Genomic DNA, 23,903 nt, shown 5'->3' with positions numbered 1-23,903 from the left:
ATGCGCCATTGTAGCACGTGTGTAGCCCTACTCGTAAGGGCCATGATGACTTGACGTCGTCCCCACCTTCCTCCGGTTTATCACCGGCAGTCTCCCTGGAGTTCCCGACATTACTCGCTGGCAAACAAGGATAAGGGTTGCGCTCGTTGCGGGACTTAACCCAACATTTCACAACACGAGCTGACGACAGCCATGCAGCACCTGTCTCAGAGCTCCCGAAGGCACACCTGCGTCTCCGCTGGCTTCTCTGGATGTCAAGAGTAGGTAAGGTTCTTCGCGTTGCATCGAATTAAACCACATGCTCCACCGCTTGTGCGGGCCCCCGTCAATTCATTTGAGTTTTAATCTTGCGACCGTACTCCCCAGGCGGTCTACTTAACGCGTTAGCTCCGAAAGCCACGGCTCAAGGCCACAACCTCCAAGTAGACATCGTTTACGGCGTGGACTACCAGGGTATCTAATCCTGTTTGCTCCCCACGCTTTCGCATCTGAGTGTCAGTATCTGTCCAGGGGGCCGCCTTCGCCACTGGTATTCCTTCAGATCTCTACGCATTTCACCGCTACACCTGAAATTCTACCCCCCTCTACAGTACTCTAGTTCACCAGTTTCAAATGCAGTTCCGAGGTTGAGCCCCGGGCTTTCACATCTGACTTAATGAACCACCTGCATGCGCTTTACGCCCAGTAATTCCGATTAACGCTCGCACCCTCCGTATTACCGCGGCTGCTGGCACGGAGTTAGCCGGTGCTTCTTCTGTTGCTAACGTCAAGAGATAGCGCTATTAACGCTACCCCCTTCCTCACAACTGAAAGTACTTTACAACCCGAAGGCCTTCTTCATACACGCGGCATGGCTGCATCAGGCTTTCGCCCATTGTGCAATATTCCCCACTGCTGCCTCCCGTAGGAGTCTGGACCGTGTCTCAGTTCCAGTGTGGCTGATCATCCTCTCAGACCAGCTAGGGATCGTCGCCTTGGTGAGCCATTACCTCACCAACTAGCTAATCCCACCTAGGCATATCTTGACGCGAGAGGCCCGAAGGTCCCCCTCTTTGGCCCGTAGGCATTATGCGGTATTAGCCATCGTTTCCAATGGTTATCCCCCACATCAAGGCAATTTCCTAGGCATTACTCACCCGTCCGCCGCTCGACGCCCATTAACGCACCCGAAGGATTGTTAGTGTCGTTTCCGCTCGACTTGCATGTGTTAGGCCTGCCGCCAGCGTTCAATCTGAGCCATGATCAAACTCTTCAATTTAAGATTTTGTCGGCTCAATGAATACTGACTTCAAAACTACAAAAAGTAATTCTAAAGCTATTATCTTTCCAACAGAAAGATAATGAATTGACTGTGCCAAATACCTTCTTTCTACAAGAGAAAGTAGTTATTTGTATTGGTCACTCAGTTCATTGAAACCAAAGTTGATTCCGAAGAATCTGTTTTATCTAACGATAAAACGTTTTGATATTCATCAACGAGTGCCCACACAGATTGATAGGTTTAAATTGTTAAAGAGCTTCTCTTCGTTGTGACTTACATCACTTCGGAAGAGGCGGCCATTCTAGCGATTTAATTCTCAGTGTCAAACACTTTTGAAAATTAATTTCTACTTTCTAAAAGTAGGAGCGAATAATCGCTTAAAGCTAGTTGCCTAACTAACATTCTGCGCTGAAGCCTTGTGGCGTCTGCCGTGTCAGTGAGGCGGCATTATAGAGATGTTCATCACATTGGCAAGTGTTTATTAAAGAAAAATGCAAAAATAACGATTACATGACGAATAAACACTCAAAGCCTTATTTATGCAACTTTAACTACAAAGTAACTACACAATAACCACAGACTTATCCACAATCGCTTTAATTTTATCCCCTAGAAACTAAAAAAAGCTGCCTTATGGCAGCTTTTTAAATAGCAATGAGTCTAAATCCCAGAACCATATTGCTCTCCATCATCTTCATGGAGACCACATTCGCGTTTCAGCCCATTAAAACGAGTTTCTTCTTCAGTCATACCCGGTTCCCACTTCTTAGTTGTATGTGTATCTCCAACAGAAAGGTAACCCTGCTCTCGAAGCGGGTGATAACCGAGACCATGCTCTTCTAGGTAATAGTGAACATCTTTATTCGTCCAATCGATTACCGGCAAAAATTTAAACACACCATTTTGAATAGATAAGATTGGCAAGTTTGCACGCGATTGAGATTGCTCTCTTCTTAAACCGGAAAACCATGTCCCAGTCTCGAGCTCATCTAGCGCTCTTCTCATCGGTTCAACTTTATTAAGCTTGTTGTACTTCTCTATCCCTTCTATACCTTGCTCCCAAAGTTTTCCATATTGCGCTTCTTGCCAATTAGGGCTCTGTTGGGCACGAAAGACTTGAAGGTTTAGAGTCAACTTCTTACTTAACTCATCGATAAAGCGATATGTTTCAGGAAATAGATACCCTGTGTCCGTCAGAATAACCGGAATATCTGGTTTTGCTTGAGTCACTAAGTGCAGCATTAACGCGGCTTGAATGCCGAAACTTGAAGACACAACATGTGATCCTTCCAAGTTTTCTAATGCCCATTTAACTCTTTCTAATGCTGTTAGCTGTTCTAACTCAGCATTAATTTGCCCAAGACGAAGTATTTGCTCCGTCTTAGTCAATGCGAGTAGCTCTGCTAACTTCAATTTTGAAGCGACAGAATTATGCATGCAGATCCCTCTTGGAAATGATCACCTCTTCGATGATGCCAGCTCGGATTGTAAAATCACCGAACCCTTCATTGTCGTTGCGTTCTGTAGCCCAACGTCCCACCAGCGCATCAATCTCTTCTAAGATCTGAGCTGATGTGATGTTCTCTTTATACATCTTAGGGATACGAGTTCCGGCCTTGTTGCCACCTAGGTGCATGTTGTAACGCCCCGGAGCCTTACCCACTAAACCAAGTTCAGCCAACATTGCACGACCACAACCGTTTGGACAACCTGTGATTCGAAGGATGATGTTATCTTCTTCTGGTAATCCATGTTTTTTCAGAATGTCTTCAACATCCGTTACAAACTCAGGAAGAAAACGCTCAGCTTCTGCCATTGCTAAAGGACATGTTGGGAAAGCCACACACGCCATTGAGTTTTTACGTTGCTCTGAAACAGCATCGTCCATCAAGCCATATTGACGCGCCAGTTTTTCAATCTTGGCCTTTTGACTCGTCGACACACCCGCAACAATTAGGTTTTGGTTTGCAGTCATGCGGAAGTCACCTTTGTGGATCTTCGCTATTTCAGCAACACCTGTTTTCAGAGCTTTACCCGGAAAATCAAGTAAACGACCATTCTCGATGAATAACGCCAAGTGGTGCTTACCATCAATGCCTTCCGCCCAACCAATGCGATCACCACGGCCAGTAAACTCATAAGGTCGGCTTTCAGAAAATTCTACGCCTGCACGCTTTTCTACTTCTGCTTTGAATACATCAATACCAACACGGTCTAGCGTGTATTTGGTTTTTGCATTCTTACGGTTTGAACGGTTACCCCAGTCACGCTGAGTCGTTACCACCGCCGCTGCTACATCTAACGTTTTATCTAATGGCACAAAACCAAAGTCGTCAGCTTTACGTGCATAAGTAGAGGTATCACCATGTGTCATAGCAAGACCGCCACCGACTAACACGTTAAAGCCCACCAACTTTCCGTCTTCAGCAATAGCAACAAAGTTAAGATCGTTAGCATGGACGTCCACATCATTTTGCGGAGGAATGACAACCGTCGTCTTGAACTTACGCGGTAGGTAGTTGCTACCAAGGATAGGTTCTTCATCCGTTGTTTCTAGTTTTTCACCATCTAACCAGATTTCTGCATAAGCACGAGTCTTCGGTAATAGATGTTCACTGATCTTTTTCGCCCACTCATAAGCTTCTTGGTGAAGCTCAGACTCAACCGGGTTTGTCGTACACAGAACATTTCGGTTTACATCACCCGCTGTCGCAATTGAATCAATGCCAATGTTATTTAGCGTTTGGTGCATCAACTTAATGTTCGGCTTCAAGACACCGTGGAACTGAAACGTTTGACGAGTTGTTAGACGAATTGAACCGTAAGAGGTACTTTCGTCTGCGAACTTATCAATCGCCAACCACTGCTTAGGGGTAATGATGCCACCAGGCATACGAGCACGAAGCATTACGTTATGTAACGGTTCGAGCTTTTGCTTGGTACGTTCGTTGCGAATATCACGGTCGTCTTGTTGATACATACCGTGGAAACGAATCAACTGAAAGTTATCAGCAGTAAAGCCACCAGTTATTCGATCTTGGAGATCTTGTTCAATCGTACCGCGTAGGTTATTACTTTCACGCTTAAGACGTTCATTGTCAGCCAAAGGTCCAAGTACTTGACCTAGCACTTCTTGCTCTATTACTTGCTTGCTCATTAGTAGACATCCCTTTGGTAACGTTTCGCTTTACGTAAATCATTAATATATTGTTCAGCTTGTTCGCGGCTCTGATTGCCATGTTTTTCCGCAATAGTAACTAACGCTTCATGGACATCTTTCGCCATTCGAGTCGCATCGCCACAAACATAAAGGTACGCGCCCTCTTGGAGCCATTGCCAAACCTGCTCTGCTTGTTCGATTAAACGATCCTGAACATAAACCTTTTCTTTTTGGTCACGGCTAAAGGCAACATCTAGCTTAGTTAGCGCGCCAGACTTAAGGTACTTCTGCCATTCAACTTGGTATAAGAAATCTTGAGTAAAGGTACGGTCACCGAAGAACAACCAGCTTTTGCCTTCAGCATCATTGTTTTCACGCTCTTGAACGAAACTGCGGAAAGGAGCGATACCTGTACCCGGGCCGACCATGATGATTGGTGTATTGTCGTCTTGTGGTAGCTTGAAGTTATTGTTGTTCTCTACAAACACCTTCACTTCGCCACCTTCTTCAAGGCGCTGAGCCAAGAAGCTTGATGCTCCACCTAAACGAGACTCTTCACCTTTTTGGTATTCAACCAGACCAACCGTTAAGTGAACTTCTTCATCCACTTCCGCTTGGCTTGATGCAATAGAATAGAGGCGCGGAGTCAGCTTACGTAACAGGCCAATTAACTCATCAGCCGATAGCTTGGTTTTCTTCTCTGCTAGTACGTCAACGATCTGAGTATTGCCCGCGTATTCACGAAGCTTGTCTTTATCTTCCACCAACTTGATTAACTTCTTGCTGCCAGATAACTCAGCAAACTTGGTCACAAGCTGAGGGTTTGAAGTGGTAATCTCAAATTTACTCACTAGCGCACTATGGATAGATAGATTGTCACCATCGACATCGACACTTTCGATGCCTGATAACCCAACCTTAGAAAGGATCTGATTCGCGAGTTCTGAACTGTTTTCATACCATACGCCTAGCGCATCGCCGGGTTGGTAGGTAATACCTGACTCATCAAGATCGATCTCGATATGACGAACATCTTTACCCGAGTCACGACCCGTGATCTTTTGGCTGGTTAATAGTGTCGCTGTGTATGGGTTTTGTTTGGTGTATTGCGAATGACCAGCAGCCGCTTGACCTACAGGTAATTGAACCACATCGGCTTCAGTGCCTGTCGATAGCGTCTCTTTTACTTGCTCTAATGCTTTAGCGCGCCATTCCGTTGCTGACTCTTCGTAATCAACATCACAATCAAGGCGATCGACAAACGATTTAGCACCAAGCTTAGAGAGGAAGTTATCGAAGTCTTTAGCCGTTTGGCAGAAGAACTCATAGCTTGAGTCACCTAAACCAATCACACCGTATTGTAAGTTTGATAATTTTGGCGCTTTCTTCGATTGTAGGAATTCATGTAACTCAATGGCGTTATCAGGGGCTTCGCCCTCACCATTGGTTGAAGCGACGAAAATGACGTGTGTCTCTTTGGCTAAGTTCTTACCTTTATAATCACTCGCATCGAAAAGCTCGACCGCGATTCCTAAGGCTTTCGCTTCTGCCTCTAACGATTCAGCGACGCCTTTAGCATTACCGGTTTGAGAAGCAAAGATAATGCTTAGCTTGCCCTCTGGCTTAGCCGCTACTGCAGCGGCCGCTTGAGCAATTGGCGCAGCAGCACCGACAGGCTGAGCTTGGCTCACTCCCCAAAGGTAACCACTGACCCATGCCAGTTGCTGTGAAGACAGTTCAGAAACAGTTTGCTGAAGATGACCCAATTGTTGGTCATTAAGTGGTGCTGCTAGCCCAGGCAACTCATTAGTCCCAGACTGTGCATTATTATTTTGTGAAGACTCTTTCTTATTTAAAGACATGGTCACGACATCCCTAATCATTGCGTGACGATAGATTAACCACTCCTTTTAATAACAAGAAAGAATAGAAAAGTATGTTTTATAACTTTTTGGAAGTAAAAACCGATTGAAACGTAAATTGTCTTACTGGTTTTCAATGCGTACTTGCTGAAAGCCAACCGCCATTGCCGACTTAGATGCTAGGTCTAAATCCGCGTAATGACACTCTTCACCATGAACATCAGTAAGCAGAACAAAGCCACCTCCCATATGGCGAAACTCCACAACCCAAGACCCTTCTTGAATTGAGGGCTCTATGATGGCTTCAACTAACAGGTTTTCTCTATATAAATTTCGTAATTCATTGAGTGTCATATTCCATCCCTTGCTTTGACCTCACTACATAGACCTTCTAAGAATAGACGCTAATTAGCTCTTTGTATTAAGGATGGTCGAAAGTGATGAATGTGCTAACTAATTCCAGAAAGATATAATCAATAGATATAAAAAAACGCCACTTAATAAAGTGGCGTTCTTAAAATTCGTTCTAAATTTGCTTTATATGGCCTAGAAGCGCACTTCAGCACCAGCAAACCAACCATCGACCATGACAAAGCTCTTACCTAGTTCCGAGCTAAAGAACTCATCCGAATCTAGGTCGATAACACGGTAACCACCACGCAGAGCAATTTCAGATTCTGATACAGGGATTCGGTACTGAACACCCGCCATCAAGTCAGTGCTCTTAATACCACTGCTATCACCGAACTCCATCGTACCAATGATATCGAAGTTGGTGTCCGGCACATTGATCTCTGCGTTACCGTAGAAGCTCCACGTGAACTCATCAAACGTCGATGTTTTCGCACCCGTCGCTTTTGGTTCAATGTAATTAGAGTTTGAGTATTGAGTAAACGTCACACCAGCATCGAAGTTCATCAACTTGTGCTCTAACAGTGTGTAGTAAAACGTGTAGTCGTACTTATCAAAAGCCAACGAGTCCGCATCAACAGAGGTATAACGGAAGCTAGCATTTGGGAGCATTGGGGCATTATGCTCAAATGCGAAATACAACGAAGGTGAGTTAGAATCGTCATCTTGTCTAACTTCGTTTAACTTTGTACTTCCCCACCACATATCAGCACCGACTTTAGCCGTGTAAGAAAACTCTTCAGCAGCAGACACTGCTGAACTTAAAGATAGCATTCCCACTAAAGCAATTAATGGCATTTTATTCATTTGAGATAGCTCCAATTCCATATCGTAGTGCTAATTGTATGCACATTCATAGATTATTGGGGAAAATTCTACCACACATCTTAAATTCTAAAACGATAAACCGCTGACGAGTAAAGATTTGACGGCACTATGACCTTAGTAACGTCTCTGGTTAGAACTGTGTACAAAGTTTTTGAAAAACCACACACCGATTGCAATCACGATCAACCAAGGCAGTAACTTAAACACAACGCCCATCATACCTAAGACCAACATGACTAATAACGCTACTCCGGTTGCGGCCAATACCGTCATAAACGTGATACCTGTGACAAGCAGAGTTGCAACGAAAATAAGAACAAAGATTAATTCAAACATAATGGTCTCCCTAATGAGTTAATGATCTATCTTTCCTACTTTCTAACATTGCAGCTTCCATACCAAGTATGCAAATCCAAGAAAACCCTTATTTATCAGATAAATAAAAAGCCACACATCTTCATGCGTGGCTTTTCGGAAACTTGTAGTGGTAAATTTAGCCTCTAATGGCGAATTTAACCTTAAGTTTTTAACTTAGAGGGAGGTTAAACATTTAGCTCTTTAGGGATCTTAGCCAATGCTGTTTGCATCACTTCGATACCTGCACCTTTCTTATGTGCGTTTTCACTGATGTAGCGACGCCATTGTCTTGCACCAGGCATGCTTTGGAACAAACCAAGCATATGACGAGAGATATGTCCTAAGCTTGCGCCATTTGAAAGTTCACGTTCGATGTACGGGTACATTTCTTCAACCACTTGTGAGCGCTTCTTGATTGGCGTGTCTAAACCAAAGATCTGCTGATCGACTTCAGCCAAGATAAATGGGCTATGGTAAGCCTCACGACCAATCATCACGCCATCAAGGTGTTGTAAGTGCTCTTTAGTTTGTTCAAGAGTAGTAATGCCACCATTCACGGCAATCACAAGATCAGAGAAGTCTTTCTTGATTTGATATGCACGATCATAATCTAGAGGTGGGATCTCACGGTTCTCTTTCGGACTCAGGCCACTCAACCACGCTTTACGCGCATGGATAGTAAATTGCTCACAGCCACCTTTTTCAGAAACCGTCGAAACAAACTTAGTTAGAAACTCATAAGAGTCTTGGTCATCGATACCGATACGCGTTTTCACGGTAATTGGAATATCAGTGACTTCTTTCATCGCTGACACACAATCTGCCACCAGCTCTGGCTCAGCCATTAAACACGCACCAAAGCGACCGTTTTGAACTCGGTCTGAAGGGCAACCTACGTTAAGGTTCACTTCATCATAACCGCGCTCACCAGCCAGTTTGGCACAAGCAGCCAGATCAACCGGATTAGAACCGCCGAGTTGAAGAGCAAGAGGATGTTCTTGCTCGTTATATTCTAGAAAGTCGCCCTTACCATGTAAGATCGCGCCCGTTGTTACCATTTCCGTGTACAGAAGAGTCTGCTGAGAAAGCAAACGGTGAAAGTAACGACAGTGGCGGTCAGTCCAATCGAGCATGGGTGCAACAGAAAGTCGGTTACTAGCGTATTTACTGGTTTTATTAGTGTTTGTCATGATTCAGTCTCAATTAATACTGTACAAACATACAGTGAATTACCTAGAATTAAACGGAATTACTTCCTGTAGTACCCCTCAAGTACCCCTTTAGGAGTTGGACAATGGCAAGTTATACCATCGAGACCAGAAAGCTAAAAAGCGGTGAACCAAGGTTCAAGGTAACAATCATCGTTAAAAAGAATTCGCGCATTATACACAGGGAAAGCAAAACTCTAAAAAAGAAAGCACTCGCTAAAGCTTTCGGTAAAAAAAGGGTAGCGGAACTAGAAGCTCAAGGGGTACTCAATCAGCCAAAAACAGTCCCCCTTTCGGTACTCCTCGATTTGTTCATGGCTGAGCGTGATCTCTGGGACAATACAGGCCGCACAAAACGCTACGTTATTAAAATGCTTAGGGATTGCGACATCGCCCAAGTTGAGAGTAATCAGCTACGAACTAGCGACTTAATCGAGCACTGTAAAAATAGAAGAGGCGCAGAAGCCAAACCCGCAACGATTTATCATGATATTGCTTACCTACGTTCTGTAATGAAAAAGTCTAAGCCTGTCTTCAACATCGATACCAATCACCAAATATTTGATGAAGCCGTACCCGTTCTTATTGATATGGGGTTAGTCGGTAAGAGTCAGAAACGAACACGTCGCCCAACTTCTGAAGAACTGAAACTCTTAAAGCTTGGATTAGAACAACGTGAATCTTTCCGGCCAAACGGCACAACTCGAATCCCATTCACTGACATTCTTGAATTCAGCATTCTCACTTGTATGCGAATTGGTGAAGTCTGCAAACTGCGTTGGGAAGACCTCAACCAAGATCATAAGACGATACTTGTTAGAGATAGAAAAGACCCAAGGAAGAAAGAAGGTAATCACATGATTGTGCCGTTGCTTGGTGAGTCATTTGAGATCGCACTAAAGCAACCAAACAAAGGTGAGCTTATTTTCCCGTACAACTCACGAAGTGTTAGCGCAGGGTTTCAGCGAGTTAGGAACGAGCTGGGTATCGAAGACTTGAGGTATCACGATTTGCGAAGAGAGGGAGCAAGTCGCTTGTTCGAAAAAGGCTATTCAATTGAAGAGGTGGCTCAAGTGACTGGCCATCGAAACCTAAATATTTTGTGGCAGGTCTATACTCAGTTAAATCCTAGCCTACTTCATCATAAATCAGATAACAGTTCGTTGTGAATACATTGATTACATTATAGTATCGACCAAATTAATATGCATCTACAGATATATTACCTGAAGGACTACTAACTATGGCAAGGCCACGAGTTTTCGTCAGCTCAACATACTACGACTTAAAATATGTTCGTGCCGATCTTCAACGCTTCATTGAAGACCAAGGATATGATCCAGTCTTAAATGAAAAAGGACATATCCCTTATGGCTCTGATGAAAAGCTAGAGAGCTATTGTTACAAAGAAATAGAACTCTGCGATATTGTTATCGGTATTGTTGGGGGGCGATATGGTTCTGATTCATATGAGAGTCAAGGCTACTCTGTGTCTAATGCCGAGCTTCAAAGTGCAATAAAGAAAGGAAAGCAGTTATATGTTTTCATAGATCATCAGGTGATGACTGAATATAGAACCTACCAAGCGAATAAAGACAATGACTCAATTAATTATGCCTCGGTAGACGACCCAAAAGTTTTCAAGTTTATTGATGATCTGTTTAATCTACCGAACAACAATCAAGTCCAATCATTTAATTCTGTAGTAGACATAACTAGACACTTAAAAGAGCAATGGGCAGGTTTGTTCCAAAGACTTCTCAGTGAAGAGATCAGAAAACGTGAACTCAGTATCATCGACGAGATTAATAGTACGTCGTCAACTTTGAAATCACTAGTGACTTACCTTACCGAAGAAAAAGAAAAAGGTAATACAACTATAGAGAATATTCTTTTGAATAATCACCCAGCTTTTGAAGAGTTACGTAGAAAGATATCTTTAGGGCATAGGGTTTTTTTCCAAAACAAAAAAGAGCTTAGAGAGCTACTTGATACATATGGTTATCATAATAGCGACCTCTTTGGTGATGGAGCGATCGACTACATAAAACACGGTTTAAACCTAATAGTCTCAGAGGAAGTTTTTGACGAACAACAAAACCTCAAGATCTTCACCCCTGAAAATTGGAAAGATGAATATATCACTTTAACGGAACTTTCCCCGCCGAAAATCCCACCTTCACCGCCACCAATATCGAAAAGGCCAACTCCGCCGCCTCCGCCTCCGAGAAGGCCAATACCACCCAAAAGGCCACGGAAACCAATAAAGCCACAAGCAACAATTGATGATGATTTTAAGTTTTAAACATTTAAGACATTGATATAAAAAGAAAGCCCTTTTACTGAGGGCTTTTGCTTTCAAGTCGAGTCAAACGATCATCCATCTTTTCCATCATTAGGCGTAACCACTTAACATCAGTTTTAAGTGTAATACCTACACCTACCCCGCTAGATAAAGCACTGACAACCGCAACAATTATTGTTTGATACTCTGCCATTTACTTAAACTCATTGCGTAGGGTTTCCCATAGGCCAAATACTATTGGAGCACTTGCGCCAATAATGCCACCGAATTGAACACCGTCTGCCGATACACTCGCGGTGATAAGTTCAGGGTGACCAGCTACCAAAGCAGCTCCCGCGCCCAGTAACGCTAAACCCTTTTTAGTGGATGGTTGGTCAAGGTCGATTCCGATTTTTTCTAGTAAACTTTTCATAGTAATTTGCTCTTCCTTAAATACTTGATGGTGTAACTATGAGTAATGGGCTCTATCGAGTTCGATATGAGGACCATCTTTAAAGCTGACCCAATCACCACCCCATACAATCGGAATACCCAACTCATCCGCTGCCTGTTTGAATGCCCAACTCACTTGTTCGTAATAACTAAAGCCCCACGTCACTTTGCCGTTTTCGTCATACACGACAAAATCAACCGCGCAGCCTGATTGGTGACGGCTTTTTTTGCTGTATCCGTCTAACTGGCTTGCACCTTGTTTGAATAGAGCGTTTTGTTCTTCTGCGGTGCGCTTACCTGACGTAATGCCAAAATCAAACGGGGTTAGCTCAATAGCGCGGCGAACGACTCGCTTTAAATCACCGCGTACGCCCACCATGCGCATCTCACTTCTAGCTGATAAAGCAAAGCCACTCACTATTTTGATTATCTTGTCTTTTTTCATTAGGTATCCCCCAAACAGGATCAGGAAAAGCAGTACTAGCAAATACTTAATATTCATTACCACCAAACCCTTGTTAATCAGGCACCGGATAAACAGCTTCCTCAGCAATCCACGCCTTTTTGACATGAATAAGCCCAAACAAGTTTTCTAACGTTGTAGGTGCCTCTTCCAAGTAAACCATCACATCATTAGTTATATCTTCCACATCGAAAGAAATTTGAAGTTCTGATTCAGCAATACTGGCTACATCGCCCACTTGAACATTAAGAACAACATCAGACGAGCCACCAAAGACCAATGACGAATCACTCGAAGAGTACGCAGCTGTCACACTGCAATACGCGCCTCTATATGATGGGGCGGCTTGAGTCTTAATTCCGATTACGCAAGAAATAGGAGTATCTAACGCGCTCACCTTCGCAGCCGTTGACGCATCAAGATTTATCTTCCCTTTGAGCGTGACCGACATCATTAACGATACAGAATCATAAGGCTCCGCTTTCGTTATCAAATCGACTGCTGACTTTAATTGCATTCTTCGACCCCACTCACCATTAATGCTTTCATTTCGATGATACAGAGCCGCGTTATGACTACGCTCAGGATCGTCATAAAGGTTATTTAAGATGGTCACGAAACCGGACGCACTCCCGCCATCTTGAGCACTTAGAGGAATACAGGCCAAGACATTAGCCCCGACTTCCCCAACTGAGCCCGAACTCGAAGAGGCTTGGGGTGGGTTTGAAAGTTGGAACATTAGATAAACTCCCCTACTTTGACGCTATCGCCTATGGCACCTTGCAGTGTCACGATGGCATCCGTTTGAATTAATGTATGACCGCCAGCTGCAAGATCAATTAAGCCTTGCACCAACACGGGACTGACATTGTCGGTAGAAGCCTGAATAAAGAGCCCTTTACGCCCAGCTTTCCCATCAATAATTTGCTCATCGCTTGTTAAGTCCAATAACCCACTGCCGACCTTTTGCAAGGTGTACAAATCAGCAAGCTTTTCCACCTTGAGGACGTCATTTTGAATGCGTGTTTTTACCTCGGTTTGGACTTCACCCACCTTTATCGGAGATAGAACTTTATCAACGGTAATTGGCGTTAAAATCTCGCTAATCGCTACCGAATTACTGATATCAATTTTTTGCGCTTTGGTGATAATTGGAACATCTGCGATTTGATATTCAATCGTCACGGCATCCGCTTTGTGATTAAAAAGTTCAAGCTCGTCAAAACGAGTGATATCAACCGTGTCACCACGTTCAATCTCTACAGGTCGCAGAGCATCACCGCGCAACATGACGGTATTACTGGCCTCACGCATGATGAGATACTTACCAGCCTGACCTGCGTTAAATTTAATGGCTTCGCCAGTATTTAAGGTATGCAGTTGCTTCATTGTTTACGCCCCGCGAACATATAAGCCATCGTTAATACCGAGACGAGAATCCCGACCATAAGAGACACATTTTTCAGTAACTCGTTATTGCTTTCGTTCTCACCCGTTTGCTCTCGCGCTTTTGCTGCCCCTGCTATTGCAAGTGCTGCTTTGGTCGTTTCCGTTTGTTGGCCTGCCATGGATTTAATGGAATCTATCGCATGCTCGCTAAGATTTGCATTTGCATCCAATGCGCTCTCACCAAAACTGAACGCTCCGTCTAACGCTTTCTCACCAAAGCCCAAAGAAGCATCAACGGTATCCGCTGAAAAATCTAATGCGTCAGTGCCGAATTTAAACGCTTCTTCTGCCGTTCGACCTGCAACCGCCATTGCGCCATGGTCAGTCATGCTTAAATTAATGTCAGAGTTTTCTATCCCTGACAGCGCAAAGCCATTGTTATCGCCACCGAGACCTTGGCTATTGCTTTTGTTTGTGGTTGTAGTGACGGTTTTCGCATCACTCTTTGAGCTACTTTTCCCGCCCATATCATCAAACCTTATCTGTAATACATGCTCATTCTTGTGAGTTTCAATCTCTCGAACAGGCAATCGTAATTTACGCTGAATATAGCGATGGGCTCCGCGTTTGCTAAAGTGGGCGCGAATGGAGTCAAACCCATTCGCTTTACCGTGATTAATGGCACTGAGCGTACCCGCTGCCATATCACCCGCTAACGCAACCACCACCAACTCCTTAGAGCCTGATTGTGATTGCTCACCGCGCAGTAACATGTAGGTATCTTCCACTCGATAAAGGGACTCTCGCCCCTCTTGAACTTCAATTTCTGCTTGTTTGAGGTAATCACCAAGGGCTTTACATAGCCTCGGCTTGGCATTGCCCCAAGTTTCAGGAATTAAGTTACTTTCGAGTGAGAACATACAGCGCAATCAGAGCAACAAGCGCTATTCCCCACCACGGTATGCCGTTGTTGCTGCCAAAATTCATTGCGCCAGCAGTAAAGCCACTGTTATTTGTGGTGTTAGATGTGTTACCTGATTTTGCTGGACCCGAAGACCCGCCCGTCAAGCCACCGCCACCCGTTAAAGACGTTAATGAACCTAGCATTAGCGAAACACTCCCGATTTGTAGGCAAGGTATAACAAGGCAATCAACGCGGTAGCAGTCAGAGCCTTATTGATGCCCTGACTCACACCAAACCCAAGCGCAGAACCAAGACCAAGACCACCTAAACCAATGAAAAGTAATGGCATAACTATTTACCTTTCAGCATGACAACAAGCAGAACCAGCACTAACAGCGCAGCAATACCACCACCGATATAAAGCAGGGTGTTATCTTTCGCCACAAGTGAGCCTTGAGGGGTTGTAACAGCGTTGCCGTTATTATCAACAACGGGTGCGTTAGGTTGCTGGGTAGTGTTTGGGTTAGATGAATTGTCATCATCACCAAACAGCCAATCGGCATTTTCACCCACGCTATCAAGCGCACCGCCCCCAAACTCTAAGAGGTCATCAAAAAAGCTCATATCGGCTCCTTAGCTTCGACCCGCGAGCATTTCAGGGCGAACCACTTTCACCGATTCAACCAAAATAGGGATTGAGCCTGCTACGTCACTCGTTGTTACTGAGAACTTCAAGTTAGAGCTGTGCTGTGTTGGAAATAGCTCATCGATAGAAAAACCACGCACAATAGGATCGAAGTGAAAGTAACCCGCTTGAGGTGTACGCTCGTTACGCTTGGCGTTCGCTTCATTGATAAACTTGTTGGCTTCGTACTCTTTAACAAAGTCGCGCTCAACTTCGAGTTTAGTGATACCCGTGTGCATGAAGTGCGCACGACGTAAACTAATCAACGGGCTTGATACTAGGCTTGTGAATTCGTTCACCCCTGCCGCGTTCGCTGGCATGGTTTCACGCTTGACCATTGGCACGATGATTCGTGCAGGTTGTGCATTCGTCACCCACGCATGGACTTGAATCGATAGCGGGTCGCCACTGGCTTTCGCTTTGAACTGAACATCTAAGTGAATATTGTCACCCGCTTCTGTCACCAGCCCCGTGTAGCGAACACCATTTTTAGTGCGTGCGGAAATATCACTAAACGGGATCACATAGTGGCCAGTTGTATGAACGCGTTGTTTGTAACGCTCAAGCATCAAAATCTCACTGCCCGTTAAGACATAGATTTCTTCTGCATTAAGCGTGATAGACAAACGCTCAATATCGGCTGCTTCGGCATTGGTCTCTAATACCAACTCTTGATAAGTAGGACCAACAGGGATAGGTAACGTACCTTTTTGTCCCCAAGCAGCACCGACCATGGAATTAAGTTTGATTGGTTTTACTGACATGTTTATATCTCCTTAAAACCAGCCACGCTTGCCGTTAATGAGTTCTTTGATTGCTTCTAGCGTTGATACGTTATTGATGATGGCAATCACCAGTAAGGTCAGTGCTACAGCAATCAACATGTTTTTATGTTGAGCTTTCATGAGTTCCCCTGTCTCTCGACGTTGGATTGTGAATAATCAAATTGAGCGTTTATCAAATAGGAGTGAGGTAAAAAAAGGAAGGGAAAGTAACCTATAGGTTGAACGGGTAACCTATAGGTTAAAAAGGTCGATTAACGGTAGTTTAAATTGAGCTTAGAGCCTGACTGACAGTTAAACGCTTTGTGCTCGATGTTGCCGATACCATCACCAATCAATAAGTATTCGGCTATCGGTTTACCAATGCGTTCTTTATTGACCTTGGCAGACTTTAGCCCCGCCACGATATTCACATCCAACCCGCGTTTATCCGCTATCCAGTGAGCATCACTCATTGAGTTAACCGCGCCTACCCACCAAACACTTGATTGTTCAGTCACGGTTTTTGGTACTTCTTGCCCTCGTTGAAACACCGTATGCACCACCAGACCGTATTGACGACCTCCGCGCAAAAGCTCACCCGCACGACCTCGAAGCTTGCCCGAGGTTTCTACACATGACGCCAATTCTTCGATAACGGTATAGAGCTGGCTAGCCCGACCGTTACCCACCGACCACACCACCGACGCAAAGAACTCTAATTCGTCGGCCGTTGCCCCATTTGCTGGAATGTAGGCCAGCTTAAACGAGCCACCGCGACGACGCGCCATAATGAGCGTTTTGACAAAGGTTAAGCGTGATGAAGTGCCGTGGCACATTTGGCCTTGAAATTTACTCCCTGCGTAGTTGGTGTAGGGGTCAAAAAAGACCGCTTGAGCCGTTTTAGGGACTAGCCCCAAATGCTTAACGGCTGAGGTTTTACCTCCTCCTGTTCCCGCCACATAAATGGTGTGCTCGGCATCATGTGACGGGTTCGAGTTAACGGGGTTCGGTAGGGCTAGGGGCTTCGGCTTTTTCACCGTCCACCTCCTTTGATTGTTGCAACATGAGCAATTGCTTTTTAGAGGCATAAATCAAACCAAGAACCGCAAGCAATAAGGTGGCCTCTTCGATGTAATCCCCAAACACGCCCATAAGCGTACTACCGTGTTTTGCAAAGACAGGCTCAGCCGCATCCATCACCGCTTGCTTACCTTTACCGTCAAACTCAAATTCAACTCCCGAAATGATGGAGGTCGCTTGCTCGCTTAAGGCAAACAAAATATTCAGCAAGCCCGCCATAGCTTCCGTTTTATCTTCGGTTACCGTCTCGGTTGGCTCGGTTAAGCCAACTAAATCGCTCTCGGTTTTTGCTTGTTCTTCAAGCTGATGAATAACGGAGCCAAAATCCCCCCAATCATCCAGTTCAATTTGTTCACCTGGTAAGGTTTCGTTAACTTGCTCCATGCTCCCCCCCTTGCGGTTGTTCGGCTGAGGCTTTTGGTAGCAGTTGAGACACCGCCCAAACAATAAAGATAACCGATGCTAACCCCGTGATTACTCGTTTAAAGGGGAATTTGCTTGGGGTCTTCTCTGTTTTTTCATCATCGACCGTATCGGTTATCTTTCGGTTGGAAACCTCGTCTTTACTGGCTTCATCCACTTGCACCGATTCGGTTAACTCAATTACATCGATAAGGTTAGGCTCGGTTATCAAATCCGACTCAATAACCGAACCTTTCTCGGTTGGATTCGGTTTAAGTTCGGTTAACTCAGCAACGGAATTAGCTTTGATGAACTCCGTAACCTTTTTGCTATTCGAACTGTTACCGCACTCAGGGCAACGGTAATACATCAGTCCAATGTTACGGCTGTTTTTTGGTGGCTCACCAGACGCGATCAATTGCCCCTCACCCACTTGGTGAGTGGTGGCGGCAGACTGGCAAACAGGACAAGCAATATACCCACGAACAGGGTTTTCATATTTAGCCATGTTTCACCTCGACGCTTTCCACATCACCAAGTTGTTCTTGGTTGGCCACAACGACAGCGCGGTACTTATTGCGCGCCACTCCATTGAGTTTTTCGAGTTGCTCTAATTGCTCAAATAGATTGACGGGAAGCCCTAAAGCTTCGAGTGACAAATTGCCACTCATCAGCATTCCCATGGCTTTTTTCATGAGCTTGCTGGTATCCATTTCTTTGAAGCGGTCAATTTCTACTTTCATGTTGGCGGTGAGTCTGTCAGCCGCGTCCAACGCAGCTAAATCTCGCTGACACTCATCAAGCGATAGTATTTTCATTTCAATCCTCTGTCTCACGACGTTGTTTAGTGTTTAGCCCCTGATTCACATCGTTGGCAATGGTTTAATACACAATCAGACGGTTGTTTCTAAAACTGATACTCGTGTATTTATCAATTTGAACCTTGGCTCCCCGCATCAGCGGTGAGATTAAGCATTGGACTCCCTCTACGCTCCATCCGGTCACGCGTTGAAGATGTTCAACTAAGGGAGAGTTACAGTTATTTTCAGTGCTCCAAGGTGAGACGCTCCGCGCCTCTTGAAGACGCTTCACGTCTTTTTTCTTAACGAGCGAATAGCACTCGCTAGACGTTTCGATAAGACGACCGAGCCAAGAAAAGCCGATCACCTTTTTGGTTGTTTCACCGTATTGGTTTTGTTTTGATTGGTAGGCAACTTTTGCACTATCAGCCAATTGGCAGAACAGCGACCACTTCGAAGAATCTGCCGCTTGGCGCAGCTCTTCGAGCTTTGGGTCTATCATGGTCTGTTCCGGTTTTGCCCTGCGTAGATTTCGCCAGAGTGAAACTGGCTTACCACCAAATTGCTGAAACTGGCGGATTCGATGAGTGGAAGCCCAAGCACGAGCACGATAGGCAGATTCTTCACCCTCGCTTTCTGGCATGTGCTTACCGTTAATGTTCTTCGAGACGTATTTAGCAATGTAGGCAGTCGCCCCGCCCTTTTTTGGATCAGCCTCTTTCACATCAAAACGAGGTGAAATATCAGAACCTAGTTCGTGCTTATCCTCAGAGATCGCGCACAACTTTAAGGTTTCGATAATGAAATCTTTGTCGTCAGGCGAACAAAACAGAAAGTAGTGAGCATGACTGGTCGCGTCTTTGTGTGGTTCAGCCACTCGAAAACCAAAATAATGAATATCTTCTTTCGCTAGCAGTGCTCGGCCTAACGCCCATTGCTGCATGAGAACTTGGTGGCCGTCTTTGATACTCGCACCATTCCACTTTTTAGAGACGCGGTGGTATTTACTCGGCAACGTCCAAGTAATAAAGAGCGCGGTATAACCTAAGTCTTGAGCCAACTCTTCAAAGCCACGAGAACGCACCATCATTTCAATACGACGGTTTTCTGGATTCGCAGTCGTTCGCTTGACCACATCCTCAAGATTGAAAGAATCGCCCGTCTCGTTATTCATCACTGCCATAGTTTCAAGGAACGCTTTAGCGTCACGCTGTTTCTGTTTCCAGTTGGCAAATGACAACGCACTGATCACCGGTGACTGATGTTTTCCCTCACCAACTCGCTCAAGCGTGATTTGTGAATACTCAATGTATTGTGCTCGGAGGTGTAACAAGCGTCCCTCAATCCAAGATTCAGATTGCATCTTGAGTACGGCTACCTGTAGGTCTTGTTCTAACTCTTCCGGTTTCTTATCGCGTTTTTTAAGGTTCACTTGTGGCGCGTTAACATGAATCGTTTTTAATTCAGCTTCCTGCAATTGGTAAACATGCTCTATCGCATCTAAAAAGCTTTTGAATACTTCGGGTTGGCTTTCTTCGGTAAGCAGTAACGCGCACTTATCAGCGAACGTTTTTGCTAGTTCACTAACGGCATCATCACGCATCAAAATATCGTGGCTTAACGGTTGAGTTCGACTCTTAGCGCGACTATCAACAAACGGGAATTTGTCTTCAATGAAATGCGCTCTTTTCAGCCCAAACTTAACGGCATCTTCTGCCGCTAGTATCAGATTTTCTTTGGTAGGGTTTTGGCGTTGTTTACGCTTGGCTATTTTGCGCTTCACATCGTTACGCACGATTTTAGGCAAGCGAGGAAAGAAGCGTTTAGTGAACGCAGAGTAACGAGTGAGTTCCCCTGCGTCACTTTTAGCTTCCATGTTAGCAAGTGCGGCTATCATCGCTTGTTCGTTCATTACAGCCCCGTACACGAATGATTTGTGCAAACGTAATTCATCGGTCTAGCTTTGCGCTTTGAACGCTTCGATAAACCATGTTTTTCACGTAACTGCTCTATCAAATGAATAGAGCGTTCACGTAGTTCCGGTTTTGGGTCAACCATGCCGAGCATATCGGGACAAGGTAGGTGGATCGGGTCAGATACCTGCATGTCTATTCCTCCAAGCTTTCCAACAGCTCTGTAGCTTCGACTAGTTGCTCATAGATTGGGTGCAGAAATTCAAACTCTGGTGAAGATGGGCTTAACCAAGACAAACGACCTTTCACGATCATGAAAAGCTCTTTAGCTTCACTCGAATGAGAAAAATCAACGTTAATGCTATGAATCGGTGTCGTTACATTATTCATGCTCAATCCTCTATCCGTTTACTGATAGCCAATCTTGCTTGGCTTCCGCATGACGCTTATCAATGTATGCAGCCAAGTCTTCAATCTTGACCAACGAGGGGCTACGTTCTGAATCACGCAACTTAAAAGTAGGAACGGGGAAGTCGCAGCCTTTGGCTTTTTGTTCTGCCGTCTTTGGAGTGATGCCAAAAAACTCTTGGCTGATCTGTTTAAGCTCAACAGTCGGGTTTTCAAATCGCGCAAGTAAAGCAAATCTTGTGTTCATAATTCCTCCATGTAGTACACTTGAGGTAACTGTAACCAATTCACAATTCCTCAGAGTTCCTCAAAGTCGATTTGAGTTAATTATGAGGCATTACTTTTTGATTTCAACACATTTTTGAAGAATTGAGGCGATAATGAGCGAGTTTGAGTTAAGTTTGAGGAAATTAAAGGAGGTTACGAATACCTCTACGAATGCAGAGCTAGCAAAGGTTTTAGAGATATCTCCAAAGACGATTTATACGTGGAGAGAGCGTCAAAACATCCCTGAAAAAATATTCCTCAAAGCTAGACAGCTATCACAAAAGGCCGTCAGTTTGCCTACTGGTTATCTTGAGCTTAAGTTTTTCGATATTGAGGTGAGTGCTGGACAAGGCACGCTTGTTGAAAAAGAAGAAGAATCTAGCGCAATGGTTTTCAGTGAGAAATTCATAAGGCAAGAGCTTGGCTTTAACCCAAACAATATCTTCCTGATGCCCGTTCGCGGTGACAGCATGATCCCAACTCTTAAGAATCAAAGTGTTGTAATGGTGAACCGCGTTGATGGTTTTTCTACTGATGGGATTTACGTATTTAGATATGACAATCGACTGATGGTGAAAAGACTTCAATTCTTGCCAAACGGTATCAAGGTAGTCAGTGACAATAGTGCTTATGAAGCATGGGAACTTGGAAAAGAAGAGATTAAAGGCAACGACTTCGAGATCATCGGTGAGGTGGTTTGGTCAGGGCAGAGAATGTAATCGCAACTACTCAAAATAATAGAAGGAAGAGCAACTTAACATGAAAGAAAAAATGGAAAATGTAAACGAACTATCAAAGGGAACCAATGATTCTTCCCCAAAGCAAACTGCCCCAAATACCCAATTAGATAGTCCCTCCCCAAAAAATCTATTGGCTTTCTTGAAAGCTAATTTAAAAAGCAACATTCAAGGTCACGCAACAACATTTGGGGTCCTTTGTATATCTATGATGGCCGGAATAGGTTTAGCGAACGGGCTCGGAGCCTCAATAAAAATATTCGATATACTAGAAGAGAACATCGGTGTTTACTCAGTGCTAACATTAAGTATTGTTTTTATAATTCTCAACATATTGCTATTGGCTCTTAACTTTATCGATGATGTCAAACGCAGAGAGTTAGCACATCATTGCATTACCATTACTCTAAACAATATCTCCGGATACCTAGTTTGCTTTGCCTGCTTCTACATAGCCGCAATGGCAACATTTGTTCGTGAGTTTGAAATCGCTTTATTTATTTGGCTAGTGAGCTTCTTAATGTTCCCCATACTCTTGGAGTACATACAAAAGAAAGATAAATACGCAGATTTAAAAGACAAAATACAATTAATGGACATACTCACTATTATTTTTGTTCTAGGTCTGTTCACTTTCGGTTTATTTACAGTTGGATTGAAATAAGACTCTTGGTTTTACTAATAAAGTGGTACGGATTTTGTACATATGACTCACAGGAAGGCTTAGTCTTTGCTTAAAAGTGAGTCCAATCCAACATGGTAACTTGGAAAAGAAGAGATTAAAGGTGCCGACATCGAGATCATCGGTGAGGTTGTTTGGTCAGGCCAAAGAATGTAACGCGTAGAAGTATTTATTGAGAGCGGTACTCCTATAGTACCCCTCAAACTATCTCAGCCCTTGCTAAGGCTGCTTAATCAATCCAATCGAGCATTGGAGCGACAGACAACCTACATGAATGTGTCATGGCAAAGTACCCTAGTAGCGAGTCAAAAAAATATGCTGGAATACCCAGCAAAAGCAAGGTCGGCTATTGTAAATGCTATGCCCTGTTTGTGCTATATGAACTTTGCCTCACACTTTTTTATAAACCTATTCACCAGATCTCTAATTCAGCCTCACTAATCAGTTATGCCTTGAGTCACACTGTCATTTTGAGTTACCTTGTCTTATTCAAAGTCGTGGGTCACAATACGCTCTGTACCTGACTTTAATAGAAATCAATGGCTCCTTAGCCGAAATAACCTGAAAATAGGGTTTGTTTAAGGATGTCCGATTGAATGGTGAAGAATTTGGACCACACATTAATAGAGCAAGTTGAAGGGATATGCGCATCTCGTGGCGTTAGATTAACGCCTCAAAGAAAGCGAGTGTTTGAGCTCATCCTCTCTAATAAGAAAGCCTCTAGTGCTTATGAATTATTAGAGCAATTGAAAGTCAGTGAGCCGCAAGCCAAGCCACCTACAGTATATCGCGCTTTGGATTTCTTGTTGGAGCAAGGTTTCATTCACAGAGTTGAGTCAACCAATAGCTTCATATGCTGCTGTTCTTGCAATGCCAACAAACATTTCTCCCAACTACTGATCTGCGATAAATGTGGCACTGTGATCGAACTGCAAGACGATGCGCTTGTCACCCTACTCGCCAGTAACGCTGAGAAGCATGGCTTTCAATTGACTAATCATGTCATTGAATCGCATGGCATTTGCCAATCTTGCTCCTCCGAGATGAAAGAATAAGATTATAGAAGAACATTATGCGCGCTGAATTTGTAAACCCGTTTTTAGCTTCTTTGATGAACGTACTAAAAACGATGGCTTCTCTAGAATTGAAGCCACAAAAACCAAGAGTTAAGAAAGATGAAATCGCTCGTGGCGATGTATCCGGCCTAATTGGTATGGTGGGTACACAATCTCGTGGCTCTATGTCGATCACCTTTGATGAAGGTCTCGCTCTCGAAATCATGGAAAACATGCTCGGTGAACGACCAAACGGCCTCAACGAAGAAGTGACCGATATGGTGGGTGAAATCACTAACATGGTGACTGGCGGTGCAAAACGTATTCTTGCGGAAAGCGGTTTTGACTTCGATATGGCAACGCCAATCGTGGTTTCCGGTAAAGGTCATACGATTCGTCACAAGTGTGATGGGGCAATCATCATCATGCCTTTTTCATCTCAATGGGGTAATGCTTTCATCGAGATCTGTTTCGAATAACAGCTGTTTATTTCTAGCAGTACTGAGTATCAAAGAAGGTTGGCATAATGC

Annotated in this window: 32 protein-coding genes and 1 rRNA gene; 6 read left to right on the top strand and 27 right to left on the bottom strand. The window is 44.2% G+C overall.

From position 1 onward, the window contains the following. The 8 genes from CWO08_RS08895 to dusA form a co-directional block, all read right to left on the bottom strand. A 16S ribosomal RNA gene (locus CWO08_RS08895) occupies positions 1–1,258 on the bottom strand; the annotation flags it as partial. Between the two features lie 663 nt (positions 1,259–1,921). Further along, positions 1,922–2,698: a phosphoadenylyl-sulfate reductase gene (locus CWO08_RS08885; protein ID WP_108020295.1), complete on the bottom strand. Its 777-nt coding sequence runs from the start codon at positions 2,696–2,698 to the stop codon at positions 1,922–1,924. Beyond that, positions 2,691–4,418 carry an assimilatory sulfite reductase (NADPH) hemoprotein subunit gene (gene cysI, locus CWO08_RS08880; RefSeq protein WP_050621048.1) on the bottom strand — a complete coding sequence of 576 codons (1,728 nt, stop codon included), beginning with the start codon at positions 4,416–4,418 and terminating at the stop codon, positions 2,691–2,693. Before cysI ends, CWO08_RS08885 begins: the two co-directional genes overlap by 8 nt. After that, on the bottom strand, positions 4,418–6,283 hold the full coding sequence (locus CWO08_RS08875) for an assimilatory sulfite reductase (NADPH) flavoprotein subunit (RefSeq protein WP_108020294.1): 1,866 nt from the start codon (positions 6,281–6,283) through the stop codon (positions 4,418–4,420). The genes cysI and CWO08_RS08875 overlap by 1 nt, the downstream gene beginning before the upstream one ends. Before the next feature lie 123 nt (positions 6,284–6,406). Next, positions 6,407–6,637, bottom strand: coding sequence for a hypothetical protein (locus CWO08_RS08870; protein WP_004735813.1), 231 nt, complete (start codon positions 6,635–6,637; stop codon positions 6,407–6,409). Between the two features lie 192 nt (positions 6,638–6,829). Next, positions 6,830–7,501, bottom strand: a complete 672-nt coding sequence (locus CWO08_RS08865; RefSeq protein ID WP_108020293.1) for a TIGR04219 family outer membrane beta-barrel protein — start codon at positions 7,499–7,501, stop codon at positions 6,830–6,832. A 135-nt stretch (positions 7,502–7,636) separates the two neighbouring features. Beyond that, positions 7,637–7,858 carry an envelope stress response protein PspG gene (gene pspG / locus CWO08_RS08860; protein ID WP_017059950.1) on the bottom strand — a complete coding sequence of 74 codons (222 nt, stop codon included), beginning with the start codon at positions 7,856–7,858 and terminating at the stop codon, positions 7,637–7,639. A gap of 206 nt (positions 7,859–8,064) precedes the next feature. Beyond that, positions 8,065–9,069, bottom strand: coding sequence for a tRNA dihydrouridine(20/20a) synthase DusA (gene dusA, locus CWO08_RS08855; protein ID WP_019822275.1), 1,005 nt, complete (start codon positions 9,067–9,069; stop codon positions 8,065–8,067). A 104-nt stretch (positions 9,070–9,173) separates the two neighbouring features. Here dusA and CWO08_RS08850 point away from each other — a divergent pair, with 104 nt between their 5' ends. Together CWO08_RS08850 and CWO08_RS08845 are read left to right on the top strand one after the other, a co-directional pair. Continuing rightward, positions 9,174–10,256 (top strand): site-specific integrase, encoded by a 1,083-nt coding sequence (locus tag CWO08_RS08850; RefSeq protein ID WP_108020292.1) that lies wholly within the window; start codon positions 9,174–9,176, stop codon positions 10,254–10,256. A gap of 74 nt (positions 10,257–10,330) precedes the next feature. Then, positions 10,331–11,392, top strand: coding sequence for a DUF4062 domain-containing protein (locus CWO08_RS08845; protein WP_108020291.1), 1,062 nt, complete (start codon positions 10,331–10,333; stop codon positions 11,390–11,392). Positions 11,393–11,426: 34 nt separating this feature from the next. Here CWO08_RS08845 and CWO08_RS23960 read toward each other — a convergent pair whose 3' ends face one another. The 19 genes from CWO08_RS23960 to CWO08_RS08765 form a co-directional block, all read right to left on the bottom strand. Further along, positions 11,427–11,585, bottom strand: coding sequence for a hypothetical protein (locus tag CWO08_RS23960; RefSeq protein WP_181360043.1), 159 nt, complete (start codon positions 11,583–11,585; stop codon positions 11,427–11,429). After that, the gene (locus CWO08_RS08840; protein ID WP_059021649.1) at positions 11,586–11,804 is read right to left on the bottom strand and encodes a hypothetical protein; all 219 of its coding nucleotides are present in this window, start codon (positions 11,802–11,804) and stop codon (positions 11,586–11,588) included. 36 nt (positions 11,805–11,840) lie between these two features. Continuing rightward, on the bottom strand, positions 11,841–12,269 hold the full coding sequence (locus CWO08_RS08835; RefSeq protein ID WP_050621050.1) for a M15 family metallopeptidase: 429 nt from the start codon (positions 12,267–12,269) through the stop codon (positions 11,841–11,843). Between the two features lie 73 nt (positions 12,270–12,342). Beyond that, positions 12,343–13,026, bottom strand: coding sequence for a hypothetical protein (locus tag CWO08_RS08830; protein ID WP_108020290.1), 684 nt, complete (start codon positions 13,024–13,026; stop codon positions 12,343–12,345). After that, positions 13,026–13,676, bottom strand: a complete 651-nt coding sequence (locus CWO08_RS08825) for a hypothetical protein (protein WP_108020289.1) — start codon at positions 13,674–13,676, stop codon at positions 13,026–13,028. Before CWO08_RS08825 ends, CWO08_RS08830 begins: the two co-directional genes overlap by 1 nt. Continuing rightward, entirely contained in the window at positions 13,673–14,596 is a 924-nt protein-coding gene (locus tag CWO08_RS08820) for a hypothetical protein (protein ID WP_108020288.1), read from the bottom strand. The genes CWO08_RS08825 and CWO08_RS08820 overlap by 4 nt, the downstream gene beginning before the upstream one ends. Next, entirely contained in the window at positions 14,577–14,783 is a 207-nt protein-coding gene (locus CWO08_RS08815; RefSeq protein WP_004735824.1) for a hypothetical protein, read from the bottom strand. Before CWO08_RS08815 ends, CWO08_RS08820 begins: the two co-directional genes overlap by 20 nt. After that, on the bottom strand, positions 14,783–14,929 hold the full coding sequence (locus CWO08_RS23955) for a hypothetical protein (protein ID WP_170960258.1): 147 nt from the start codon (positions 14,927–14,929) through the stop codon (positions 14,783–14,785). Before CWO08_RS23955 ends, CWO08_RS08815 begins: the two co-directional genes overlap by 1 nt. 2 nt (positions 14,930–14,931) lie before the next feature. Then, positions 14,932–15,204: a hypothetical protein gene (locus tag CWO08_RS08810; protein ID WP_004735826.1), complete on the bottom strand. Its 273-nt coding sequence runs from the start codon at positions 15,202–15,204 to the stop codon at positions 14,932–14,934. Positions 15,205–15,213: 9 nt separating this feature from the next. Continuing rightward, complete coding sequence (locus tag CWO08_RS08805) at positions 15,214–16,029, bottom strand: major capsid protein P2 (RefSeq protein WP_004735827.1); 816 nt, start codon at positions 16,027–16,029, stop codon at positions 15,214–15,216. Positions 16,030–16,041: 12 nt separating this feature from the next. After that, positions 16,042–16,170, bottom strand: a complete 129-nt coding sequence (locus CWO08_RS24205; RefSeq protein ID WP_258185233.1) for a hypothetical protein — start codon at positions 16,168–16,170, stop codon at positions 16,042–16,044. A gap of 131 nt (positions 16,171–16,301) precedes the next feature. After that, positions 16,302–17,117: a hypothetical protein gene (locus CWO08_RS08800; RefSeq protein WP_372227472.1), complete on the bottom strand. Its 816-nt coding sequence runs from the start codon at positions 17,115–17,117 to the stop codon at positions 16,302–16,304. Beyond that, positions 17,026–17,493 carry a hypothetical protein gene (locus CWO08_RS08795; protein WP_108020287.1) on the bottom strand — a complete coding sequence of 156 codons (468 nt, stop codon included), beginning with the start codon at positions 17,491–17,493 and terminating at the stop codon, positions 17,026–17,028. Before CWO08_RS08795 ends, CWO08_RS08800 begins: the two co-directional genes overlap by 92 nt. Further along, positions 17,480–18,019, bottom strand: a complete 540-nt coding sequence (locus tag CWO08_RS08790) for a hypothetical protein (protein WP_108020286.1) — start codon at positions 18,017–18,019, stop codon at positions 17,480–17,482. Before CWO08_RS08790 ends, CWO08_RS08795 begins: the two co-directional genes overlap by 14 nt. Further along, positions 18,012–18,329 (bottom strand): hypothetical protein, encoded by a 318-nt coding sequence (locus CWO08_RS08785; protein ID WP_054542928.1) that lies wholly within the window; start codon positions 18,327–18,329, stop codon positions 18,012–18,014. Before CWO08_RS08785 ends, CWO08_RS08790 begins: the two co-directional genes overlap by 8 nt. A 64-nt stretch (positions 18,330–18,393) precedes the next feature. After that, the gene (locus tag CWO08_RS08780; protein WP_108020285.1) at positions 18,394–20,223 is read right to left on the bottom strand and encodes a replication endonuclease; all 1,830 of its coding nucleotides are present in this window, start codon (positions 20,221–20,223) and stop codon (positions 18,394–18,396) included. Further along, a complete protein-coding gene (locus CWO08_RS24200; RefSeq protein ID WP_048662771.1) occupies positions 20,223–20,417 on the bottom strand; it encodes a hypothetical protein in 195 nt (64 codons plus the stop codon). The genes CWO08_RS08780 and CWO08_RS24200 overlap by 1 nt, the downstream gene beginning before the upstream one ends. 2 nt (positions 20,418–20,419) lie before the next feature. Continuing rightward, positions 20,420–20,614, bottom strand: coding sequence for a hypothetical protein (locus CWO08_RS08770; protein ID WP_048662770.1), 195 nt, complete (start codon positions 20,612–20,614; stop codon positions 20,420–20,422). A gap of 10 nt (positions 20,615–20,624) precedes the next feature. Then, positions 20,625–20,879 carry a pyocin activator PrtN family protein gene (locus CWO08_RS08765; RefSeq protein WP_016783608.1) on the bottom strand — a complete coding sequence of 85 codons (255 nt, stop codon included), beginning with the start codon at positions 20,877–20,879 and terminating at the stop codon, positions 20,625–20,627. Positions 20,880–21,012: 133 nt separating this feature from the next. Here CWO08_RS08765 and CWO08_RS08760 point away from each other — a divergent pair, with 133 nt between their 5' ends. The 4 genes from CWO08_RS08760 to CWO08_RS08740 all read left to right on the top strand — a co-directional run bounded on the left by CWO08_RS08760 (position 21,013) and on the right by CWO08_RS08740 (position 23,852). Next, positions 21,013–21,618, top strand: coding sequence for a S24 family peptidase (locus CWO08_RS08760; protein WP_048667338.1), 606 nt, complete (start codon positions 21,013–21,015; stop codon positions 21,616–21,618). A gap of 40 nt (positions 21,619–21,658) precedes the next feature. Continuing rightward, a complete protein-coding gene (locus CWO08_RS08755; protein ID WP_108020284.1) occupies positions 21,659–22,300 on the top strand; it encodes a hypothetical protein in 642 nt (213 codons plus the stop codon). Positions 22,301–22,914: 614 nt separating this feature from the next. Continuing rightward, positions 22,915–23,373, top strand: coding sequence for a zinc uptake transcriptional repressor Zur (gene zur, locus CWO08_RS08745; protein ID WP_017059941.1), 459 nt, complete (start codon positions 22,915–22,917; stop codon positions 23,371–23,373). 17 nt (positions 23,374–23,390) lie between these two features. Next, positions 23,391–23,852: a chemotaxis protein CheX gene (locus CWO08_RS08740; RefSeq protein ID WP_017059940.1), complete on the top strand. Its 462-nt coding sequence runs from the start codon at positions 23,391–23,393 to the stop codon at positions 23,850–23,852. Positions 23,853–23,903: the final 51 nt, after the last annotated feature.

This window comes from Vibrio sp. 10N.286.48.B8 (genome assembly GCF_003050085.1).
GTDB lineage: Bacteria > Pseudomonadota > Gammaproteobacteria > Enterobacterales > Vibrionaceae > Vibrio > Vibrio crassostreae.
The sequence above is the reverse complement of the archived record's forward strand: the minus strand, read 5'-3'. Positions and strand labels throughout refer to the sequence as shown.

Excerpts from the sequence above, each read along its gene's own strand:
- CWO08_RS08885 (WP_108020295.1), bottom strand. The coding sequence starts at position 2,698 with ATGCATAATTCTGTCGCTTCAAAATTGAAGTTAGCAGAGCTACTCGCA.
- cysI (WP_050621048.1), bottom strand. The coding sequence starts at position 4,418 with ATGAGCAAGCAAGTAATAGAGCAAGAAGTGCTAGGTCAAGTACTTGGA.
- CWO08_RS08875 (WP_108020294.1), bottom strand. The coding sequence starts at position 6,283 with ATGTCTTTAAATAAGAAAGAGTCTTCACAAAATAATAATGCACAGTCT.
- CWO08_RS08870 (WP_004735813.1), bottom strand. The coding sequence starts at position 6,637 with ATGACACTCAATGAATTACGAAATTTATATAGAGAAAACCTGTTAGTT.
- CWO08_RS08865 (WP_108020293.1), bottom strand. The coding sequence starts at position 7,501 with ATGAATAAAATGCCATTAATTGCTTTAGTGGGAATGCTATCTTTAAGT.
- pspG (WP_017059950.1), bottom strand. The coding sequence starts at position 7,858 with ATGTTTGAATTAATCTTTGTTCTTATTTTCGTTGCAACTCTGCTTGTC.
- dusA (WP_019822275.1), bottom strand. The coding sequence starts at position 9,069 with ATGACAAACACTAATAAAACCAGTAAATACGCTAGTAACCGACTTTCT.
- CWO08_RS08850 (WP_108020292.1), top strand. The coding sequence starts at position 9,174 with ATGGCAAGTTATACCATCGAGACCAGAAAGCTAAAAAGCGGTGAACCA.
- CWO08_RS08845 (WP_108020291.1), top strand. The coding sequence starts at position 10,331 with ATGGCAAGGCCACGAGTTTTCGTCAGCTCAACATACTACGACTTAAAA.
- CWO08_RS23960 (WP_181360043.1), bottom strand. The coding sequence starts at position 11,585 with ATGGCAGAGTATCAAACAATAATTGTTGCGGTTGTCAGTGCTTTATCT.
- CWO08_RS08840 (WP_059021649.1), bottom strand. The coding sequence starts at position 11,804 with ATGAAAAGTTTACTAGAAAAAATCGGAATCGACCTTGACCAACCATCC.
- CWO08_RS08835 (WP_050621050.1), bottom strand. The coding sequence starts at position 12,269 with ATGAAAAAAGACAAGATAATCAAAATAGTGAGTGGCTTTGCTTTATCA.
- CWO08_RS08830 (WP_108020290.1), bottom strand. The coding sequence starts at position 13,026 with ATGTTCCAACTTTCAAACCCACCCCAAGCCTCTTCGAGTTCGGGCTCA.
- CWO08_RS08825 (WP_108020289.1), bottom strand. The coding sequence starts at position 13,676 with ATGAAGCAACTGCATACCTTAAATACTGGCGAAGCCATTAAATTTAAC.
- CWO08_RS08820 (WP_108020288.1), bottom strand. The coding sequence starts at position 14,596 with ATGTTCTCACTCGAAAGTAACTTAATTCCTGAAACTTGGGGCAATGCC.
- CWO08_RS08815 (WP_004735824.1), bottom strand. The coding sequence starts at position 14,783 with ATGCTAGGTTCATTAACGTCTTTAACGGGTGGCGGTGGCTTGACGGGC.
- CWO08_RS23955 (WP_170960258.1), bottom strand. The coding sequence starts at position 14,929 with ATGCCATTACTTTTCATTGGTTTAGGTGGTCTTGGTCTTGGTTCTGCG.
- CWO08_RS08810 (WP_004735826.1), bottom strand. The coding sequence starts at position 15,204 with ATGAGCTTTTTTGATGACCTCTTAGAGTTTGGGGGCGGTGCGCTTGAT.
- CWO08_RS08805 (WP_004735827.1), bottom strand. The coding sequence starts at position 16,029 with ATGTCAGTAAAACCAATCAAACTTAATTCCATGGTCGGTGCTGCTTGG.
- CWO08_RS24205 (WP_258185233.1), bottom strand. The coding sequence starts at position 16,170 with ATGAAAGCTCAACATAAAAACATGTTGATTGCTGTAGCACTGACCTTA.
- CWO08_RS08800 (WP_372227472.1), bottom strand. The coding sequence starts at position 17,117 with ATGCCTCTAAAAAGCAATTGCTCATGTTGCAACAATCAAAGGAGGTGG.
- CWO08_RS08795 (WP_108020287.1), bottom strand. The coding sequence starts at position 17,493 with ATGGAGCAAGTTAACGAAACCTTACCAGGTGAACAAATTGAACTGGAT.
- CWO08_RS08790 (WP_108020286.1), bottom strand. The coding sequence starts at position 18,019 with ATGGCTAAATATGAAAACCCTGTTCGTGGGTATATTGCTTGTCCTGTT.
- CWO08_RS08785 (WP_054542928.1), bottom strand. The coding sequence starts at position 18,329 with ATGAAAATACTATCGCTTGATGAGTGTCAGCGAGATTTAGCTGCGTTG.
- CWO08_RS08780 (WP_108020285.1), bottom strand. The coding sequence starts at position 20,223 with ATGAACGAACAAGCGATGATAGCCGCACTTGCTAACATGGAAGCTAAA.
- CWO08_RS24200 (WP_048662771.1), bottom strand. The coding sequence starts at position 20,417 with ATGCAGGTATCTGACCCGATCCACCTACCTTGTCCCGATATGCTCGGC.
- CWO08_RS08770 (WP_048662770.1), bottom strand. The coding sequence starts at position 20,614 with ATGAATAATGTAACGACACCGATTCATAGCATTAACGTTGATTTTTCT.
- CWO08_RS08765 (WP_016783608.1), bottom strand. The coding sequence starts at position 20,879 with ATGAACACAAGATTTGCTTTACTTGCGCGATTTGAAAACCCGACTGTT.
- CWO08_RS08760 (WP_048667338.1), top strand. The coding sequence starts at position 21,013 with ATGAGCGAGTTTGAGTTAAGTTTGAGGAAATTAAAGGAGGTTACGAAT.
- CWO08_RS08755 (WP_108020284.1), top strand. The coding sequence starts at position 21,659 with ATGAAAGAAAAAATGGAAAATGTAAACGAACTATCAAAGGGAACCAAT.
- zur (WP_017059941.1), top strand. The coding sequence starts at position 22,915 with ATGGTGAAGAATTTGGACCACACATTAATAGAGCAAGTTGAAGGGATA.
- CWO08_RS08740 (WP_017059940.1), top strand. The coding sequence starts at position 23,391 with ATGCGCGCTGAATTTGTAAACCCGTTTTTAGCTTCTTTGATGAACGTA.